The organism is Granulicella mallensis, assembly GCF_014203225.1.
Classification (GTDB): Bacteria; Acidobacteriota; Terriglobia; order Terriglobales; family Acidobacteriaceae; genus Granulicella; species Granulicella mallensis_A.
In genome coordinates, this window is the sequence record NZ_JACHIO010000020.1 from 1 (window position 1) to 21,445 (window position 21,445).

The following is a 21,445-nucleotide window of genomic DNA, read 5'->3' on the forward strand; positions in this document are numbered from 1 at the left end:
CACCGCTCAAGCTCTACAGACCATCACACCACAAGACGCAAAAGCATGGCTCAGACTCCGGTTCGGAAACTACACCTAAAGGTAAAATGGTCTAGCGACTACGCTTCAGCGTGAAGGCCATCGCCTGAAAATCTCCATGCAGATCCACATCGATACCATGCTGTTCCCAATACGAACCACTGGCCTGCTTTGGAGTTCCCTCCGCTAATTTGCCTGCAAAGGCACTGATGCTATAAGTCGCTCCCTCATCCAGACCACGCAGGAAGATTCGAGGAAACGGATAGTTCTCCTGGCTGGAGTGCAGAAAAGCGAAGACTACCGCCTGATCTCCATCGCGTGAGACCGTCTCCGTTACGGACTGTTCGCTACCGTGCTCAGGAGTCAGAAGGCGATAGAGCGCGCCCCTCTGCACCGTTTCGCGAATAGATTTATATCGTTCCACCATCAGCCTGGCTGTGGCGAAATCTTCCGGCTTCCACTGATTCAGGTTCACCCCAATCCCGAGCGAGCCCTGCATCGAGGACAGGAAACGATATTCCAGCGAAAGTGCGCGGTTATTCACCCAGTTAGGCGAATCCGTAACCCAGGCCATCATCGCCGCGGGAGTATAGGCGTAAGTAAAACCATTCTGGATCAGCAGGCGGTCATAGGCATCCGTATTATCTGAAGGCCAAACCTCATCCGTATATTGCATCACGCCCAGATCCACGCGGCTGCCACCACCGGAACAGGACTCAATCTCTACCTTCGGATGCTCGCGCCTTAGTTCATCGAGGATCGAATAATAGTTACGAATAAAATCGATATAAACATTCTTCTCTTGTTCTTGAGGGACCGCAGGCCAGCCCGGTTCAGACCAGTTACGGTTGTAATCCCATTTAAGAAAAGAAATATCGTTTTCCTTGAGCAGCTTATCGAGGAATCCATATACATAAGCGCGCACATCGGGTCGTGCAAGATTCAACACCAGTTGATGGCGCGCCTCTGTATGGGGACGTCCGGGAAATTCAAGCACCCAATCCGGGTGTTTGCGATAGAGATCGCTATCGGGGTTCACCATCTCGGGCTCAACCCAAAGACCGAAGTCCATATTCAGAGAGTGGACTTTATCGATCAGCGGTTTCAGACCATGCGGGAACTTCTGTGGGTTAACGTACCAGTCACCCAAACCGGCATGGTCGTTCTTACGCTGCCCAAACCAGCCGTCATCCATGACAAAGCGTTCAACACCTATTCGCGCTGCCTTTTCTGCAAGAGCCATTTGTCCGGCTTCATTTACATCAAACCCTGTCGCCTCCCATGAGTTATAGAGCACAGGCCTTAGTTTCGGATCGGGATGATGCGGCAGGAGTGAATCCACCTCAAAGCGATGCAGCAGGCGTGAGGCTCCGCCTATGCCATGCCCCGAATAGCCACCATAAAAATAGGGCGTCTGAAAGCGCTCGCCTTTCTTGAGGAGATAGCCGAAGTCAAAGGCGTTCGATCCGCCTGTGATGCGGACCTGCTGTAAGACATCCTGCTCCACGGAGATCTGCCACGACCCACTCCAGCCCAGTGCGCCAAACCAGACACCACCTTCATCCTGATCCGCACTTCCACTGCGATCGATGGCGAACCATGGATTATTCTGCGCACCAGTGGTGCCGCGCCGGCTCTCCAGCACCACCTTGCCCGGATTCACGGGCTCTTCCTGCAAGCTCCACTCACCAGCCCAGTGGCCAGTTAGATAGCGCAGACGATAGTCTGTTCCGCGGGGCAGGTTCCACGTTCCCGCCGCTATCTGCTCAATAGTAAAAGGCGCATCCGTACGGTTCTCTATGACGGCAGAGCGTCGCAGGATGCCAGTCTCCGCATCAGCTTCATACTGAAGCGTTACATACACCTCACGCGATATGTCCTTCATCACGATTGAAAGCCTGTTGGCATCGATCGTATGTGAAGCGTACTTCAACACAAGATCCCGATTGCCATCCGGAAATGTGATCTTCAGATCAGGCTCGACAAACAAGCCTCCGCCCCAGCCTACAAACTCTTGCGGCGTGGTCGTCACCGGCAGATCAAAGGATGAAGCACCAGGCATTGACTCCGCTGCAGCAAAATGATCCTTCGCCGAAAGATGCTCGCCCCAATACAGGGTTTGCACCTGGCCACTTTCGTTGATCCCCATCACAAGAGTCGTATTTTCCGCATCGATACGAAAAACCTTCGTGGAAGGGTCAAACCCGATAAGCGCCGGCGCTGTCTTTGTCTGAGCCTGGGACGTTGCAACAACGGAAGTACCCAACAAAACGATTGCATGGCATAACCATGCAAAACTTCTCATCATACGAACTCTTCTGGAAACGGCATGATCTTTGACTACATTTGCATGAGTGCCAGGGGAATTAAATTTATTCCACCACCATGAGATTTGCTGTTGGACCTGCAGAGGGCTATTCCTTTCCTTTAGTGGTGGGGTTGAAGGCATCGGAGAGGCTTCTCACCTGCATTCCTGCCTGTAACGCAGCCAACGAGGCCTCACTCGTAACGTGAATCGTTACAGGCTCTCCAGGTAACAGGTCCACATAGTTGTCGCTGTAGGTTGCATCCTGCTCGCCGAAGGAGAGATATACGCTTCGTGCAAGCGCGGCAGATTTCAAGGTGACGTCAAACCCTGTCGCCACCTTCGCCAAGGTGGCATCGATCGGTACTTTGGGAAGAACAATCTTTTTCGTCGGCGGCAGATACAAGAGGTTGGAGGAGATCACCTTGCCTCCCTGATGCAGCCTGGCTACAACCACTACGTCGGCTGGATCGACTCCAGCATCCAGCAACTCGGAGAGCGGTACCTTCATCACAACTTCGGAGCTGAGCGGCTTGACCTGGACGTCAAGATTCTTTTGCTTAACAATTGAGCCATCAAACCTCATCACCTGCAAAGATAACTCGGCCTGTTCTGCTTGAACATGATCGCTGACGACATAGACCGCCACGCTTCCGTCCTCAACATGCGGCGATACCAGCACAGGAGCGTAGAAACGGCGTGCATAGTATTGCAGGGCCTTCCATCGGCCCTCAGAGTCGATGCTGGACCACGAAGCTACAGGCCAACAATCGTTCAGCTGCCAGAACAGCGACCCCATCGTACGTGGCCGCTCGCGGCGGAAGCTCTCCGCTCCGGTCTTTACGGCCTCTGCCTGCAATACCTGGCTGGAGTACAGGAACGAAGCAAAGTCCTTCGGGTCTCCGTAGTACCGGCGCATGTACTCCTGGATCAGGCTGTTGCCGCTTCCATTCTTCTGGTGCGCGAGCATGACAGGCGTGAAGATGCTCGTACGATCCTCCGGCGTAGTAAAGCTTTCGATGGTCTTCATCTCCGGGAAGGATTGGAAGCCATACTCTGAGACAAAGCGCCAGTGGTGCTTCTCATAATCTGCGAAGTCTACACGACCGTGCCACACGCTCCAGTCATGATTATCGCCACTCTGAAAAGAGTCACTTAAGTCTTCATAGTCCGCCGAAGGAGAGCTCGGCCAATAAGGCGTCTGGGGATCGACACGCGCAGCCGTAACGGCCAGAACGCCGCTAAACTCAGTAAGATAATCCTGCCAGATATGCTCGTGCACATCGGCAGGCAAATTGCCTCTTCCGTTCCACTCTTTAGCTAGCTCGGTTTCGTTATTACCCGCCCAGAGAACGATGCTGGGATGGTTCCTCAGCCTTCGCATCTGATATTCAACCTCTTGCTGAATATTCTGTTTGAAGTCGTAGGTTCCTGGCTGCCAGTCATTGCCGAACATCAGGTCCTGCCACACCATCAGGCCTAGTTCGTCACAGATGGAATAGAACTCTTCCGACTCGTAGTAGCCTCCGCCCCAGTGCCGAACCATATTCATGTTCGTGTCTTTCGCTGCCTGGAGGATATGACGATAGTCCGCGGTGGTTACGCGATTGGGAAAACTATCGAACGGAATAACGTCCGCACCTTTAGCGAAAACCGGAATGCCATTGACCACAAATTCAAAAGAGCGTCCCCATTTGTCGAGATCTCGACGCAGCACGATCGAGCGGAGACCTGCTTTTGTATCTGCCGTATCTACCACTTGTCCACCAACACTTACCTTGGCATGGAACGAATAGAGCGGCTGCTCTCCATAGCCGGATGGATACCAGAGCGCGGGCTTGTCGATGTTCACCGGCAAGGAGAGACGATTCAGGCCTGCGCTGAGCATCACCCTCTGCTCGGTCCTCTGTTCGGCATCCTTTAGTCCATAGCTAAGGGAAAGAGTTGCCAGGCCAGGCTTCGAAGCCACGACCTCTGTCTGCACATCCAGATGGGCAACAGTGGAGGAGATATCCTTTTGCTCTACAAAGATATTCTCAATCCGGGCGTCATCCCACATCTCCAGTGAGACAGGCTGCCAGATGCCACTCGTGACAAAACGCGGGCCCCAGTCCCATCCATATTCATAGGCAGCCTTACGCACATACACCTTGGCATCGGTATGAGTACGAACACGCCAGGGATCTTTTGCAGCAACCTCTTCCGCTGCCTTGATGGGAGAGGGAAAGAGCACACGCAACTCGTTGCTTCCACTCTTCAATTTGCCTGTTACATCCAGCCGCCACTCACGGAACATATTGGCAGGAGCGGCGATCTCTTCCCCGTTGAGATATACCTTCGATGCTGCATCCAGCCCCTTGAATACAAGCTCAAGGTGCTGATGTCTCAACATCGCGCCAGTTACATCGATATTCCGGCGATACTCCCATGCTGCCTTTTCAATCCACTGGATCTTAGACTCGTTGTCGCGATAGAACGGATCGGGAATGCGTTTGTTTGCGATAAGGTCCAGATGTACATCGCCCGGAACCTTGGCGGGCATCCACTCCACCGCCGGTGCCGGGGACCTGGCATCCGAGTCCGATACCACTTGCCGGAACTGCCATGCTCCGTCCAGGCTTTGCCGCGTCAGGCTTTGAGCATGTCCAGCCAGGTTCATCTGTACAAACAGGCTGAAAAGCAAAGTCAAAAATACATATTTACGGACGGACATCAATCTCTCCATTTTGCCTTGTCGTTGTCATCGCATTCATCGCGGAAGATGCTATCTGGCTTGAGCGATATGGCTACAAACCTTAGAGATATGCGGAGAGACCGCACCATAAGATATGGCGCGGTCTCTCCTGGAAAACCCTGTCTGCTAGTGAGGCAGCAGCTTCAGGATCGTGCTTTCGGCTTGGTTGAGGTTGACGGTGATGCTACCGGTCGCCGATGAGGTTGCCCCTGTCCAGAGGTCCGTTACATCGTACTGTGCGGAGCTGCTTAGACCGGCCCGGCCAAGATCAATGGTCTGATTGGACGCATTCGACCCATCGTAGTTGAACACCGCGAGATAGTAGGTTGTTCCGCTTTGAGCAACCATCACATTCACCGCTGAAGTACCCGTATTTCCCTCAACAGGGCGGAACTTCAGGTTGAGCGCCGGCAGGCCATTGATGTTGGCGTTGGTAAGCCACTGCTGGACCAGCGGTGGAGCGATGGTGTCCGTCACATCATCGCCACTCAACATATAACCCGCGACGGCAACCGAAGTCGTACGGCTCTTATTCTCGTTCGAAGTATAAGGCGTACCCGAGGTATCCGTGTTCTCGAGATGGATCATATCCGGATCGTTCCAGTTATAGAGCCGGCCAGCCAGCCACCAACCATAACTTTCCGAATTCATCTCGTAGCTCGTGTTAGCGATCGAACCGTACGTATCGCACGAGACGCGGCGAGCATGAGCATACTGATAGGGGAAGATAGGAGCAATCGATTCGTCAAGCAGCACCGATGTTCCAATCTTCGAGTAGAGGTATGTCATGCCCTGGTTGTAAGCCTGTTCGCCGGTCTGCACGGTCGTATCGTAGTGCACGCCGTTGTTTGATCCGCCCTCCAGAGCACCGTGGCTTAAGAAATCCATCTTGATGTAATCGAAGCCCAGTGTGAGGTATTTGTTGCTGTAGTAGTCGATCCTCGCCTTTACACCGGGATGAGTCGGATCTACACCGTAGGCGCCATCTACCGGGGCCATCGGGTTGCCATAATGATCTTTCAGAATGACATCGTTATTCGTATATCCGGTTACTCCGTCAAGGGTTGCCGTCAGATCTGCCCAGTCCCAGACGACCCACGGCGTCCAGTAGACACCAGCCTTCTGGCCCTGGCTATGCGCGTGACTGACGAACGCTGCCAGCTCCGCATCGCTACTATTTGCCCACTCAGCGTCCAGGTTGATGTACTGCACTCCCTGGTCGTTGAACTGCGGTAGTTTCGTGTGGAAGTAATCCGCAACTGCCGTCGCCTGAGTCATCGTGAGGCCGGCTTCGTTTGGCCCGAGCAAACCCCAGCCCATCGGGGCAGGCTTCGACCAGGCCAGCATCGGTGTGACCTGTGCGTTTGCATTGGCATAATCTTCCATGCCATCGCGCCAGTCGCTATAGTAGCCAACCAGTACTGTCGGAGACGTGATCTTATTGCCGATCACCGCTGCGTGTGGCAGCTGGTCCGACGGTGTATTCGCACCGCCAAAGGCTGTCAAGGCATCCAGCTTGCTGCTGCTGCCGGACATCGAGATGCCCGTCTTCCAGTTGTCGTGCGTGACGGAGCCGATCACAAGACCGTTACGGCTGGTGTTGTCGTAGAAGGCACCGACCTCGAAGCCCGTGGTTGCCCATCCATTCGATGAACCTGCGTTATAACTTACGAAGTTATCGTTATCGAAGGGCACCTGGAGGAAGCGCGTGTCCGCGTAGCTGCCAAGATCGACCGCTCCAGTTCCACTCACCACGATGGGTGACATTTCGTTGCTGCTCAGACCCGTACCATCCATCTCGAGCTGGGTAGTGAAATGGTTATTACTCAAGAAGAACCGCTGGATGAGGGTCGGCGATCCGTCTGAAGCAGTGAGGGTGATGTCCGTCTCACCGTTGGGAAGATTAGCGGCGGTGCGGGTATAGACCGACGATATTGACTGGTACAAAGTAAAGCCGTTATAGCCCTGCGCGTAGAAGTTAGAGATCTTGTCAACGCCGCTGTAGCTGAACGTTGCAAGTCCCGTGCTCAGGTCATAAGTCACCGTCGTCGAACCGCTCTGCATGGTCACGGTTTGAGGAGTCGGTGTTGTGGAGGGTGTATTTGCCGGACTCACAATGGCGTAGACGACATCCGGGGAGTAGTTGGAAGCATTGCCCAGCTGAATAGTATTGGAACTACCTTTCTTCAGTGGGATGGTGACGGCCTCGGGTGGAGTTGCGAGATACCAGTTGTGTCCTGTGAAAGGCAGAGTAACTGCTGCTCCACCATTCACGATGGCGAGGAGGTTCTGATCTCCTCCACCTTCACTTGCAACCAGGGTTAGAAGGTAGTTACCGTCGGCTGGCGCATACACGTTATTGATCGTCACCGTTGCGCCGTATCCCAGGTTTCCTACCTTGAGACCATAGGGGCAGCCGATGCAGGTCGCAGTCTTACTACCACCGCTAAGAGTATTGGCTGGGTCCCAGGCCTGATAGACACAGGTTGCGCTCGTGCAGGCCGCCGATCCTGTATAAGTAAAGGCCTTCGCATCCGTTACATCGCCGTTGGTCGGCGTGTTCACGGCTACATTCACCACCCCTGCCGTCGGACTGGCAGGCGCATTCACGGTAACCTGGGTCGAACTCTGGAAGGTGAAGCCAGGTGCAACGATGCCTCCAAAGGTGATCGTAGAGTTGGGTTCGAAGTTCGTGCCTTGCAACACAACTTGACCACCTGTAATTGACGACTGGTTTGGAGTGATCGATGTAATGGTGGGAACTGTCGCAGGGTTAGCGGCACTAATCATGATCGAGACGGCATCAGGGGAATACTCAGTCGCATTGCCCAGCTCAACCGTGTTTTTATCACCGGCTTGTAGAGGCACTGTAATTGACACGGGTGCCGCTGGATTATTCCAGTCGCTGCCTGTGAGAGGAACAATGATAGGCGTTCCTCCGTCTACGATGACCTGATAGTTCTGAGTACCTCCGCCCTCACACCCTGTAATCGTCAGGGTGTAATTGCCATTCGCTGGGGCGAAGACATTGTTGATGATGACATCTGCCCCATATCCCAGATTGCCTACTTTCACGCCACCCGGGCATCCAGAGCAAGTGCCAATCTTTGCGCCACCAACAAGTGTGTTGTTGGGGTCCGTCGCCGCATAGGTGCATGGGAGTGTGGTGCATTCTGCAACATACGTCAGGCCCTTGGATAGGGTGACGGTACCACCGCTTGGAGAGGTGACCACAACATCTACCGCTCCAGTTGCTGTGGCTGCAGGCGCAACCGCACTGAATTGAGTCGCGCTTGTGTAAGTGAATGAAGTCGCTGCGACTCCGCCAAATTTTACGGAGATGTCTGGGGTAAAGTTTGTGCCGGTAAATTGTACCGTGCCACCCGACTGCAACACTTGAGTTGGGCTGATCGCAGTAACTGTAATAGGCGGTGTCTGCACCAAAGAATTGATCTGGATAGAAACGACATCTGGAGAATAGTCGGTTGCATTGCCTAACTCGATCGTATTATTCGCCCCTGCCTGCAATGGGACCGTAATAGAAACAGGCGGAGCTGGTGCAAACCAGTTGCTGCCGCTAAGCGGCACAATGACGGGGGGCGCGCCATCCACAATCACCTGGTAGTTTTGTGTTCCTCCGCCCTCGCAACCGGAGATCGTCAGCGTGTAATTTCCTGTGGTGGGTGCGTAAATATGATTAATGATGACATCGCTGCCGTAACCGAGACTACCGACCTTAATTCCATCGGGGCAACCCGCGCAAGCTGATATTTGTGCGCCGCCCACCAGCGTATTCCCTGGATCAGTGGCCTTATAGGTGCAGGGGAACGTCGTACAGGAACCAACGACCACGGGCGGTGGTGGCGGGACGTATTGCAGGGCGCCGGAGAGTGTAACCGATCCGTTTTTAGGACTACTGACGGTCACATCCGCAGTCGAGGGTGAACCAACCGCGGGCGACACCGCCGTGATGAGAGTGGAACTCTGAAAGTACACCTTCAGAGCTGCGGCATCACCAAACTTTACGGTAGTGTCCGGTGTAAAGTTGGTGCCCGCAAAAGCGACCTGTCCGCCATTCGTTGTGAGCTGCAGCGGCGACATGGAGGCCACCGTCAGTGGACCTCCAGCGGCCGCGCCGCTGCTGCATGCTGTCAGTTGGCTGAACATCAAAAGCGAACAGATCCAGGCCGCAAGAACAAACGTGTAGTTCCACATCTTTTGGACTGGTTGTCCGCATTGAGTTGTTTTCGTAGTTTTCATAACTATCTCCTGTCCAGCGTTTTCGCCACATCGATGCGTAGCGGGACGGATCCCGCGTCGTTCTTTGCTATAGCCCGGTCACTACCAGAGGAATTTCGCTCCGAGTTGAGCCTGCCTGGGTTGATTGGTTTGCCCTGAAGTCTTGTTGATCGTTCCAAAGCCTGCATCCAGCGGACCATTGTCGTAACTTCCGGCAAAGATTGGGTGGTTTGGGACATTGAACGCCTCGAGGCGAAGCTGAAGATGAAGACGTCCATAGATCGCAAAGCTCTTTGCGAGATTTATGTCCCAATCCCAGGTCCCAGGATTTCGAATGCCGGAGTAGATAACGTTTTGCTCCGCACCATATCGAGGATTCACGATGAAGTTGTAGCTTCCCCCGCAATTGCTTTGGATCGGTGTCAACACGTAGGAACCGTCATTCTGCTGCACGTATTGGGCTGCGCAAGGCTTCACACCACGTATGGAATTCGCAATCGTCGGGTCGGCCTGCCTGGGAACCCAGGCGTTAGAAACATATTGGGTGCTTCCATTCAGTTGCCACGGGAAGCCAGAACGATAGGTATAAAGCGATCCAAACTCCCAGCCGCCAATCACCTCATCGAGTACCCGGTTCATATTGCCCAGGAAATATTGACCACGACCAACCGGAAGCAGCCAGACGCCTGAGAGGGTAACGGCATGGGTGGCATCTAATGAGTCGATATTCCTTGAGGGAATGCGATAGATCTGGTCAGCATAGCCGCCCGAATCCATGGTTTTTGACCAGGTATAGGTGGCATGCAAGGTCAGGCTTTTGTTCCACTGATGCATCGCTGTCGCCTGCATGGCGTTGTACCAGGAGCGGCCATTATTCAACTGGTACTCCTGAATATCAGTGAACTCCGGGAAAGGACGGGTGAGTTGGATGGCCTGGATCGTAGAAGCCGTATAGTAGCCGGTCCCCTGGAATGCTGGAGCTTGATAGAAGGGATTCTTTACATAGCTGCCAGCAGCACTGTCGCAACGGCTGGGATCTCCGCCCAACAAAATGTTGCAATTCGCATAGGCTGTTGCAGCGATGCGGTTGATATTGTCGTTGCTGTCGTTGTGATAGGTCCGAGTCCCGACATAGTTAATCTCCAGGGTGTCGTTCTTCAGGAAACGATGCTGCATACCAACAGAGAATGTCTGGAACTGAGGTGTCCTGTAATGCGGGTTGATGAAATAGGGCCCCTGTCCGAGAGCAGTGAGGTATCCCAGCGATGATCCTGTCGGCTGAATAACGGTCGGGTACGGATTCGATACACTCTGCGGTATGGGGGTCTTTCCTCCGTCGTTCGACCCGACATACGAAGTTGTAGAGGAGAAACCATATTGATTCGGACCGGGGTTCGGGTTTCGGTACATCACCCCAAAACCACCGTGCAGCACGGTGCGATCATCCACCGCAAAGGCAAATCCAAACCTCGGCTGTATATCTGTCTTCGTGGCGGAATAGAAGGCGCGAGGATTTCCATTCACACCCACAAAGGTCATCCCACCCTTTACCGGCCCATTCGGCAAGGCACTCTGGTCGATCTGTGAGTTAACAGGGTTGACCACCTCTGTATCGAAGCCGTAGTCCGCCCGGTTATGACGATCGACGGGTGGTTCGTTCAGGTCATACCGAATTCCAAGGTTCAACGTAAGCCGGGGCGTGACTTTCCAGTCGTCCTGAACGAACGGTGCGTAGTAGTGCTGAGAGAAGAATATGTTTGGAGATATGTTGATACTGCCTGAGTTCGCGGTACCCAGCAGGAACGAGGCGATCGAGTTACCACTGGCTGGATCGCCCGTGTTGTAATTTGCCTGTGTCCAGCTGCGATCGGTGCTAAGTGACATGCCACCCTGAACACCACGCGTACTGTCCTGGAGGATGCGCCAATCGATTCCAGCATGGATCGTGTGCTTCCCTTTGACCCACGTCACACTTGGCAACATGGCCAAAGAATTGCCAATCGTCAGTTGGCCGCCTGAGTTACCCAAAGTGGTGAACTCACTTGCCCCAATGGAGGGGAAGTGGTTCGCAAAGATTCCCAGCTCAGATACGAGCGACGGAGGGAGTCCGAGAGAAGTAATGTCGAAGTTGGCTGGGCCTGTTTCGGCAATATTGCCACGAACGATGACCGATGCTCTGAAATCAAACAGCAGGTTGGGAGTGAAGGTGTGCACCCAATCCGTGGCGAAGGTATTGCTGCGCTCGCCATGGGGATACTCGCCTTGAGCTGCGGCTCCAGGGATGCCGTTATAATTTTGCGTCTCAGAGCGTTCCCAATATCCATAACGCAGGGTCAGACGGTCCTTGCTGGAGATATTCTGGTCGATCTTAGCCAGAACGTTTCTGTAGACATCCACCAGAGGCTGCGGTGTCTGATAGTTACTAACCCAGGTATTCAGGCCTGCTGTCGACGGAAGATTTGGCGAGGGGTAAAACGAGAGAATCTTTTGCGCAACAGGATTGATACGTGAGGCCGGGATGATATTCCCCGGAAATGGATCACGAACCAGAACACCTGAACCGTTATCGTGCAGCGTCAGCGGATCGTAGATGATCTCCGGCTTATAAGACTTAGAGGCCACGTCATAATAGGTCAGCTTGCTGAAGTCGCCATTAAACCATTCCGGCTGAGGCACGGACACAATCAATGTACCGGGGTCGGTGTTCGTAAAGTTTTCGAACTGGAGCAGGAAAAAGGTCTTATCGCGACCGTTGTAGAGCTTTGGAAATACGACAGGGCCATCCAGTTCGGCGCCATACTGGTCTCGCCGCTGTGAAGTCTTGGGATTGCCGCTGAAATTGTTTGCCCAGCTGTTCGCATCGAGGAAGGTTCTGCGCGCGAACTCATACACACTTCCATGCACCGTATTTGTTCCGTTCTTCAGCGTCATATCGATGACACCGCCAGAGGCACGGCCAAACTCGGCGCTGTAAGGGTTGGTAATGATCTTGAATTCTCCAACGGCTTCGGTAGGCGGAATGTAGCCAATCTGTCCGTTCGTGCCGTTGTAAGCATCGCCATGGGCGGCTTCGTTCGAGACTCCGTCCAGGAGAATCTGGCTGTTACCCGCGCCGCCGCCGTTGATAGACAGATCGGCCTGAATGTCATCGAAGGGGCGTTGATACTTCGGGTCGGCATACAAGCTTGTACCGGCACTGAGAGTGGCAAGCGTCATTGCGTTTCCGGCATTGAGAGGAAGCTCCGTGACGCGCGTATTCTCTACAACCTCGCCAACATCACCGCTGCCCGCCAGCAAGGCTTCGTCCGATTGAACAGTCACCGTTTCGCTGATCGAACCCACTTTCAACGTGAAGTTGATGACCGCGGTCTGCCCCACCTGCAGGGTGATTTGCGTGCGTGCCTCCTGGCTGAACCCCTGCGCTTCCGCGGTAAGGGCATACAAGCCCGGACGCAGATAAGGCACCGTGTAGTCTCCACTGCCGGTCGTTGCTGTCGAAACAGCTACCCCTGTGTCCTGGTTTGTTACAGTAACCTTTGCCTTCGATACCGCTGCGCCGGATGGATCCGTAACGCGGCCTGTAAACTCCTGGCCGAACACGGTGGAAGCGGACAGAAAAAGAACTGCCAGGCAGAGGAGACGAAGAATATTCCTGACCGAAGCATATTTTGTAGCAGCGCTGGCCACGCTAAACGTATTGATTGCAGCTTTAATCGAAATATTTTGAGACATAAAGGTCCTTTCGATCCAGGTAAGTACCCGGAAACTGATGCCCTCTGCTGGGGCACTGTCGTGAACTTTCAGCGCTTGCAGGATTCGCGACCAAGACGTCACGAATTTGAGCGCAGCATTGAAGAGTTCTTACTTTGATTGTTTTTTGGCAGTCTTATGTATCCGGTTACATAAACCTTCGCCTTTCAAATTTCTATATGATATCGATATCAAGACGTCAACCTATATACATATTTTCCGGAATAACTGTCAAGAAGTTTTTTCTTTTTAAAATTCGAGACTATCCAAACTACGTCATCAGACGCTCGCTTCAGGATTCAAGCGTGTAATTTGAGCGCTCAATCATGCTGAGAAATCGGACTGCCACATTGCACGATACAAGCCTCAGACTCTTTATCTATCAATCAGTTGCTCCTGGGAAGCTGTCGACCGTATAGCGGCGAAGAACTCCTCGCGATGGACACGATGAGCGGTTTTATCGCGTAAAATCAAAACGCGCTCGAACCATCAGAATCATCACCTGGAGGCAGGCTATTTGAATCGTCCCGTGCGCATGAGTGATGTAGCCAAGCTGGCACGTGTCGGCACGATGACCGTATCTCGCGTCCTCAAGGGCAACGTCCCAGTCAGTGAAGAGACCAAGAGCCGAGTGCTGGACGCTGTTGCGAAGCTCAACTATCTGCCCAACGAGATCGCCCGCTCCCTGCGCGAGCAGCGTACCCATCAGATTGGCATTATTGTTCCGAATCTCCACGATCCGTTCTTCGCCGTCTGCGCGGATGCGATCAGCCTGGTGGTCAAACAGCATTCGTATTCGACTGTCATCACAACCTCCGACGAAGATCCTCAGACAGAGTTAATGGAAGCCAAGCGAATGCTGCGCCGCCATATTGAAGGCCTGATCATTATCCCCGCACGGGGGAAGACCCTTCTGAACGATCCCGAGTTCACACAAACGCCGATTGTGACCCTCGATCGCCCGGTTGCCGGCAGCCACTTTGATTCTGTCGTTGTGGAGAATAAGCGCGGGGCTCAACTAGGCGTGCAACATCTCATTGATCATCACCATCGTCGTATCGCCTGTATCGGCCTTACCCTCGAACTCTGGACGATGAGGCAACGGCTACAGGGATACTGCGCCGCGATGGAAGCAGCAGGGCTGAAGGAAGACTCCCATGTCGTAACCGAATCGCCGTGGGAAACCCTGCAAACGATACGCACACTGCGCAACCGCAAATCTCCACCCACAGCCATCTTCTGCAGCAACAACCTCACGACACGCAACACGCTGCATGCATTTTCCAGCCTGAAGGTCAGGGTTCCCGAGGAGATCGCTCTCATAGGTTTCGACGATTTCGAAATGGCGGATATCATTCAACCTGCCGTCACCGTCGTACGGCAACCGAGCGATGCCATGGGGCGTATCGGCGCTGAACTCCTCTTTTCGAAGCTGACGTCAACAGAGCCACAAGGCAAACCGAAGCGAATCGTCCTGCCGGCCGAACTCGTCGTGCGGCGTTCGTGTGGAACACACGATTACCTGGTGCCTTAGAGCGGTTTCTCCATAGGCGTAGGGGGATTTTTCAAATCTGCCGAAGGCGGAAGTGAAGGCGTAGCCAGAGCGACTGAATTGCTTTTTTCGTTGCTGCCAAGACTGTGCAAGGCACGCCAGGGAATTCGTGGCTCGGGTGGGCGGTTTCGCTACGACCAAAGAAGGCATTTCAGTCGTTGCGGCTACGCCTTCACTCCGGCCTTCGGCAGAGAGGTATGGGCCTTCGGAGCGACTTTTACGGCATAGCTGAAGCTATGCCCTTCCGCTCCCTGCCTCAACAAACTGGTTGCACAGTTCGATTTCGTACCAGAAGCAATTTGATGACACGCCCTATGGGGAAACTGCTCTAGAAGATCAGCGTACGGCCTTGCTTAGTCTTCGAGCTGGCCCCGTGGATTGCCTGCGCACCAGTTCAACCGGGACCTGGAACTGTCTTCCCTCATGATGCCGCGCAGTCTGCAACTCTTTGAGAGCCGTATGGCAGCTCTTTGCCATATGTGCGCGGGAGACACTGATGGTGGTCAGCGTAGGACTTACCACCTCGTCGAGCTCAATTCCATCAAAGCCAATCACCGACACCTCTCCCGGAACGGAGACGGAAGCAGCCCTGGCGGCCCTGAGCGCGCCCAGGGCAGTCATGTCATTAATGGCGATCACGGCGGTTGGACGATCGCGAAGCTCCAGAAGCGCTCTCATCTCACGATCGCCGCCGTCCACACGATAATTGCCTGTGCGAATGTATCCCGCACGTTCAGGGATCAGGTGTTTCCGGAGTGCCGACCTGAAAGCTTCAAGCCGGATACTGGAGATGAAAAGTCCCTCGGAGCCGGCGATGAACGCGATGCGTCTGTGTCCGAGCTCCTTCAGGCAGCCTACCGCCTGTATCATTCCCTCTTCGTGCATCAGGCTCACATCACTGAAATAAGGTCCAACGCGGCGGCTGTCGATGGCTACCGTCGGAACCTTGCGCAGGGTGAGCAACTGATAGGGCTCCAGTTCGTCGATGGACGGCATCACTACCACCCCATCCACAAGCCGCATGAGCATCTGGCGAACGGAGCTTCTCGGGCCGCCCGTGCTTGTCTCCGCATTCGCCAGCAGAACCACCTGCTCGTTTGCCGAGGCGAGAGCTTCGAACTCACGCAGGAACTCGAAGAAGAAGGGATTGGAGAGATCGGGAATAATGACGCCTAATGCCCGGCTCTGACCATACTTCAAGGTTCGAGCGGAGATATTCGGGACAAAGTCCAGGGCCTCAACCGCGTTCTGAACCAGCAAAGCTGTCTCTTCCGCAACAGTCGAGGATCCATCGAGAGCGCGTGAGACGGTTGCAACGGATACACCTGCGCGGCGTGCAACGTCCCTCATCGTCGCCGGTTTTTTTCCGTGTGGCACTGCTCGTTTTTTCTTTGCCGTCATTCGTGTGGGCCGATGCGTCTCTTCGCGGACTTCTTCTGTTTTATCCTAAGTCAGCGTTACGCCCATCATTAGATTGAGCTACAGGAGAGAGTTTGAGCAAACGCCAAGCAATCTCTCGTGCTGCCATCTATAGATCGCCCTTTCAGGGCTCAACTCTTGTGGTGATTCCCTAACCCAGGGCTTCGCCCTTGACGCAGAGCGCGATGCAAATGTTTGTGGCGCGCTTTGCGTCCTCACCCTGGGCTGTGATGGAGCCGCCCCTGTGGGGCTGGGATTCGTGCCGCTTCTTACGCACCTTTTCTACCTCTAAAGTTCGCGCCTGGGCCTTCGTGGTGGAAAAGGTCCCAACCTTATGGGTGAGATAACGTCCCTCGGGGTCCTTCGACTGCGCGCCTCGCAAAAGCGCGAGGCGCTACGCTCAGGATGACGATTTTGTGGGGGTGTGAGTAAGAACATAGAGCTGCATGTATCTCAGGCACTGGCAAAAGCGATCATCACACTATTCAATCCACCGGGGTAACGCTGAGCAGCGTTACGTTACCGATGAGTCCGGATTCCGGCAGCCCGGGTACCGGCGCGCCAGGGCGTGATGGCGGCACATCGGGCAGAATCTTCTGGCTTGCCGGAAGAGCGCGATCTCCGAGAATACGATTCGTCCATTCATTGGTGACGGCAATCTCCAGCTTATTGACGCCAGGACGAATGGCATCGGTGACATCGACCTCATAAGGCGGTGCCCAGGTGAGACCGGTGGACTTGCCGTTGAGTTTCACCGCGGCTATATCGTGGACATTCTCGAAGTGCAGCACGATATGTTTTCCTGCGACGGACTTGCGGTGAAGCCTCTCTGCAGCAACGGTAAACGTGGTGCTGTAAGTCGCCGTACCGGAGAAGAATTTCACGCCGGGGTCCTGGCTCTCGGTCCAGGAACTAAGTTTGTTGAGTTGCACGCTGGATGGCGCACCGAAGTGCGCGGGGAAGGCAACAGTCCATGGCCCATGCAAAGAAATGAGCGTCTGGCTTACCGGCGAAGCGACAACTGAGGGAGTCTGTGCAGTGTCACGCACGACGATGAAGAGAGCCTCGCGAGCTTCGAGGTTGAGTGAGACGTTCGTGAAGTCTGTCTGTGCAACATAGACCGCCGGCTGAAGTCCCGGCTGCCTATTGCCGGAGCGATCTTCTACCGGTGCACCTGCGGTGTAGCTTGCATTGTTGAGCGAAGCATCCATCGGACGCCATAGCTGCACACTCTTACCCGCAACCCGCAGACGCGCTTCCATCGACTCGGGCCGATCGGACTGGTTCACGACAAAGTAGACATCCGCGTCCGCGAGATGGCGATGGATCCATGCAGGCGGATTCTCCGGCGAGCCGCTGGCGGCGAAGTCCGGCTCTACATGAAGGCGGGTAAGAATCTCATTGAGCGCAAGCCCTGAGTACACGATTCCCTTGCCCAGACTGTGCTGATTCTTTGTGACGCCATCCATATCCGCCCAGAGATCGGAGGCCAGGGTGTGTACTTCTTCATCGGAGGCGGGATAGTTCACGAGGCTGGGAGAAGCCATCGGCCGAGGGCCCGAGATCGAAGCTCCAGCCGCAACAAGCTCATGCAACTTGCGCAAGACCTCAGGCGTCATCTGCGTTGTCGGCGGCAACACCAGCAAGCGATATCTCGCTCCGCTATCGAGCCGCAGCCGTCCATCGGCATCCACCGAGGTATGGTGCAGAAGGATGTCGGTGTTGATGTAATCGTAGTCGTAACCCGCGGGCGGAGCCGGTTCGAGCCCCGAGCCCCAGAATGGCATGGTCGAGGGTGCACCCTCCGGCAGCAGGTAAGCGAGGTCGGCAACGGGGCTTCCCTGCTGCAGCATGTACGAGACCCGCGCTACGTAGTCCATAAACGGCTTCGCCTGCTCGGCCCAGGTGATGTTGCGGTTGAGATGAGTTCCCACCATGGTGTTGCCCGGCGGTGTATCGAGCGGCTGCTGTGCGGAGGTGTGAAAGACCAGGCGGTTGATACCTTGCGTAAACCAGTAGTCGGCGATCTTCTTCAATGTGAACGGCGACTCGTAGCCGCCGCCGGTGAAAGACTCCGCCGCAACGATGGGCTTGCCGTAGACGTGTGCGGCAGAAGCAGCGCCACGCACGTCTACGTAGTACATCGACTCCGGATGCAGGGCATGCACCCAGAACTCAGCCATCGGAATATCGACCTTGCTCTTGTTCAGCAGCGTGTCTTCGGGAAGCTCAAGCGCAACGCCTGAGGCCTCGGAGTAATCTTCCATGCCGCGCTTGTGCAGCTCATCGGTCATGGTGCCGTAGAACTCATCGGCGTACATGTCGGCCAGGGTGCGGCGGAAGTCCCAGAGAAAGCGGTCGCTCACATCGGCACTGCCCACGACGTGCCCGGCGAGCGCCGGCAGATAGGGTCGAGGATCATAGCCGCGCCGCCGCGTGAACTGCGCGATCATCTCGTCGGTCCAGTTCTGCATGCCGGCTTCCCAGCTATCCATCGTCATATAGTGCGGCGTAGATCCGAGGAGCGAGCCCAGGTGCTGCTGCAGCGGGTCCACATAGCCGGAGAAGTATTGGCGCACATAGTCTGCGCTCAGCTTGTCCACTTCATAGCCGCTGCCGGCGGGCACGGACGGACGGTTCTTTGCGCCGGTCAGCGAGTACCCCATGCGCAGCACCGTCCAGTGACCTGCGGGCACCTCCCAATCGAGCGTGCCGTCGGGCTTCATGCGGGAGGTCAGGTCGATGACGTCCTTGCGGGCAATCACCGCAGAGTCAGGCGAGGCCGGTGTAGGAACAACATCGTAGACGTCCATCAAACTGCCGAAGGCGCCTTTGTCCTCCCAGCGATTGATGCGAGCATCGGAGAACAGGATCGCTTCCGTCACCGTGTACGCGTTCGCAGCAACCACCGGGCCGCCATGAATCACCGCAGCCGGAGTAAGGCCCGCGCCGTCGAGTTCGATGCGAAAGAATCGCGCTGTTGTTGCCGGGAACGTGAAGGTGCGGATCGAGGCACCGTGATAGCCCTGCGGTCCAGGCATATCAAGGATGGCGTGGAAGGTCGTGCCGTCGTTGCTGGCAAGAATCTTTCCTACCGGAATGCGTCCATGCGCTCCGAAGGAGAGAGCACGCGCGGTATAGGGCTGCGCGAACTCGAACTGCAGCCACGCCGGCGAGCCATCCTTCGGCGCGGGTATCGTCACCGAAGTATTGAGACTGTCGTCCAGTAATGGCGCGGCGTCGATCGCGCCGCTGCTGGCAGTCACGCGGGGATGCAGCGCCTTGATCGGAGCTGCGTCCTGCGGCGTGCGGTAGGCAATCACTGCGGAGTCACGATAGAAGTGCGGACCATCGGGACGAGCACTCGCATCCCGCACCGGCCCCTCATTCGACGGAGGCTCAGGAAGTTGTCCTGAAAACTTTGCAGGTCCGTCGGCATGAGTCTCGCTCCATACGAGCTTCTTCATCGCCATGTTCTGCGTGACCCATGGGCCGCCTGCCTCGCTCCAACCCGCACAGCTAAAGATCGACATCTCCAGCCCAAGCAGCCTGGCCTCTTCCGCAGAGTGCCGCACCGCGTGGTACCACTCCTCGGTACCGAAGTGGATCTTCGGCTCAACTGTCTGTCCGCCGCCGGAGGCGACATCCACCAGTTGGAAGCCTCCGATGCCGGACCGCTTCATCCACTCGAGGTCCTTGGTGATGCCGGTCTCCGTGACGTTGCCGTTCGTCCAGTGCCACCACGTGCGCGGCCGCGCGGCCTCAGGCGGATTCCTGAATCCTGCAGCCAGCGGGTCCGTTGCGGTCTGCGCAACGGCTACGGCGCTGATCGATGCCAGGACGATCGCAGCCAATAAGAACGGGGCCTGTCGCATCTATCGCTCCGGGTGCAGAGCTTGTTTGAGAAACTGCACGTAGATGTCCCAATCGCTGGGAACCATGCCGTGGCCGCCATCGTGCATGTAGTAGTTAAGCCCGTCGCGGAAGATGGGCTGCTTCGCCGCAGGCCATACCTCAGTGCCGAGGTCCTGCTTCCCGAGCAGGCGATAGGCAGGCCCCGCCGCAACCTCGGAGAGGAACTCGCCCTTGGGGTCAGACCAGCTATCGGTGTTGCCCGTCTGCAGCAACAAAGGCCGCGGCGCGATGAGCGCTACAAGCAGGTTCGCATCCATCGGAGCCTTATCCGGAAAGCCCGCCCACTTCGCATAGTTGGCTGCGAACTGATACGGATAGCGTGTGGGCGCCGTCAGGTGCGCCACCGTCTCTCCGTAGTTACGATGGCTGAGCGCCGCGCCACCCTCACCCGAACAACTCGCAATGACGGCAGCGAAGCGCTCATCGTGCGCTCCGGCCCACATCACCGTCTTGCCCAGGCGCGAGACGCCGTGGATGGCGACGCGCTTGCTGTCCACGGTCTTGTCCGTCTCAAAGTAATCTTCCACACGGCTCATGCCCCAGGCCCAGGCCGCAACAGAGCCCCAGTCATCGGCGGCACGATTCTCTTCCGTCCCTCCGGGCTTGGCATAGCGAGCGCGGATGCTGTTCGCAAAGCCCTCGCGATAGTCCGGCTCCACATCGCCGTAGTAGAACGTCGCAACGCCAAATCCGGCATCCAATAGAGGCTCCACGTTCAGCTTGCCAAAGCCTCTTCCCACCGCCTGAATGCGGGTGTTGGTCTTCATGTCCCACACGGTCTCCGGCTTGATGCCGGGATCGTCGACGGCATTCTGCACCGCGCCGAAGTTGATACTGAGAAGCATGGGGACAGGCTTGGTCACTCCCGCCGGCAGATACATCAGAAGCTGGATCGCCGGGCCAGTCTTGTCCTTCGTGAGATAGATCATCACCTGGCGGCGAATGGCCTTGCCGTTCAGAGCAGGCGTTCCCTTCTCGAAGACCTCGAAGGATTCGCCCGCGGGACGCCCCGGTGCTTTGCCGTACTGCTCGGTCTCAAACAGTGAGACGATCTCCGGCCGCCGCTGCTTGAGCCAGGTCTTCGCATCCCGCACGGGCTTGCCGTTGTTCAGGACCAGCGGATCAGGCAAGGTATAGGTGCCTACCTTGGCTTCGTCATAGTTCACGGGGATACCGGCAACCACATCCGGTGCGGGCTTGGGTGTGGGTGGGGCCGTCTGTGCCCACGCTGCGCAGGCAAACAACATCGTGCCGCCGATGCAAGCCATTGATTTGCGAACCTTCAGATTCCTCATCGCCACTCCACCAGAATTTCCAAATTAGAAATGAATTTTCCAAGGAAACCGTAGCCGGAGCATGGAGGCGTTGTCAATAACGTGGTATCAGGATTAAGTGGGCAGATCGGAATGACAGGTGTCGTCGACGGCCTTCCCTGTGCCGTCAGGCTGTTTCTTCCAGACCTCGATGAAATCGCCTGCAAAAACGCACGCGAGCCCCATAGGGCTCGCGTGCA

General features: G+C 55.7%; 8 protein-coding genes. 1 reads left to right on the forward strand and 7 read right to left on the reverse strand.

The features are described 5' to 3' along the window. Positions 1–91: 91 nt before the first annotated feature. The 4 genes from HDF15_RS20050 to HDF15_RS20065 form a co-directional block, all read right to left on the reverse strand. A complete protein-coding gene (locus tag HDF15_RS20050; RefSeq protein WP_260331201.1) occupies positions 92–2,167 on the reverse strand; it encodes an alpha-galactosidase in 2,076 nt (691 codons plus the stop codon). Between the two features lie 265 nt (positions 2,168–2,432). Next, positions 2,433–5,036, reverse strand: coding sequence for a glycoside hydrolase family 2 protein (locus tag HDF15_RS20055; RefSeq protein WP_184258790.1), 2,604 nt, complete (start codon positions 5,034–5,036; stop codon positions 2,433–2,435). 147 nt (positions 5,037–5,183) lie between these two features. Next, positions 5,184–9,317: an IPT/TIG domain-containing protein gene (locus HDF15_RS20060; RefSeq protein ID WP_184258792.1), complete on the reverse strand. Its 4,134-nt coding sequence runs from the start codon at positions 9,315–9,317 to the stop codon at positions 5,184–5,186. 81 nt (positions 9,318–9,398) lie between these two features. Continuing rightward, positions 9,399–13,028, reverse strand: coding sequence for a TonB-dependent receptor (locus HDF15_RS20065; RefSeq protein ID WP_184258794.1), 3,630 nt, complete (start codon positions 13,026–13,028; stop codon positions 9,399–9,401). Positions 13,029–13,563: 535 nt separating this feature from the next. Between HDF15_RS20065 and HDF15_RS20070 the strand changes: the two genes are divergently transcribed. Then, entirely contained in the window at positions 13,564–14,580 is a 1,017-nt protein-coding gene (locus tag HDF15_RS20070) for a LacI family DNA-binding transcriptional regulator (protein ID WP_184258796.1), read from the forward strand. 354 nt (positions 14,581–14,934) lie between these two features. Here HDF15_RS20070 and HDF15_RS20075 read toward each other — a convergent pair whose 3' ends face one another. From HDF15_RS20075 to HDF15_RS20085, 3 genes are all read right to left on the reverse strand, one after another. Then, complete coding sequence (locus HDF15_RS20075) at positions 14,935–15,948, reverse strand: LacI family DNA-binding transcriptional regulator (RefSeq protein ID WP_184258798.1); 1,014 nt, start codon at positions 15,946–15,948, stop codon at positions 14,935–14,937. 554 nt (positions 15,949–16,502) lie between these two features. Further along, a complete protein-coding gene (locus tag HDF15_RS20080) occupies positions 16,503–19,892 on the reverse strand; it encodes a glycosyl hydrolase (RefSeq protein WP_184258800.1) in 3,390 nt (1,129 codons plus the stop codon). Beyond that, positions 19,893–21,227, reverse strand: a complete 1,335-nt coding sequence (locus HDF15_RS20085) for an acetylxylan esterase (RefSeq protein ID WP_184258802.1) — start codon at positions 21,225–21,227, stop codon at positions 19,893–19,895. Positions 21,228–21,445: the final 218 nt, after the last annotated feature.

Excerpts from the sequence above, each read along its gene's own strand:
- HDF15_RS20050 (WP_260331201.1), bottom strand. The coding sequence starts at position 2,167 with ATGGGGATCAACGAAAGTGGCCAGGTGCAAACCCTGTATTGGGGCGAG.
- HDF15_RS20055 (WP_184258790.1), bottom strand. The coding sequence starts at position 5,036 with ATGTCCGTCCGTAAATATGTATTTTTGACTTTGCTTTTCAGCCTGTTT.
- HDF15_RS20060 (WP_184258792.1), bottom strand. The coding sequence starts at position 9,317 with ATGAAAACTACGAAAACAACTCAATGCGGACAACCAGTCCAAAAGATG.
- HDF15_RS20065 (WP_184258794.1), bottom strand. The coding sequence starts at position 13,028 with ATGTCTCAAAATATTTCGATTAAAGCTGCAATCAATACGTTTAGCGTG.
- HDF15_RS20075 (WP_184258798.1), bottom strand. The coding sequence starts at position 15,948 with ATGAGGGACGTTGCACGCCGCGCAGGTGTATCCGTTGCAACCGTCTCA.
- HDF15_RS20080 (WP_184258800.1), bottom strand. The coding sequence starts at position 19,892 with ATGCGACAGGCCCCGTTCTTATTGGCTGCGATCGTCCTGGCATCGATC.
- HDF15_RS20085 (WP_184258802.1), bottom strand. The coding sequence starts at position 21,227 with ATGAGGAATCTGAAGGTTCGCAAATCAATGGCTTGCATCGGCGGCACG.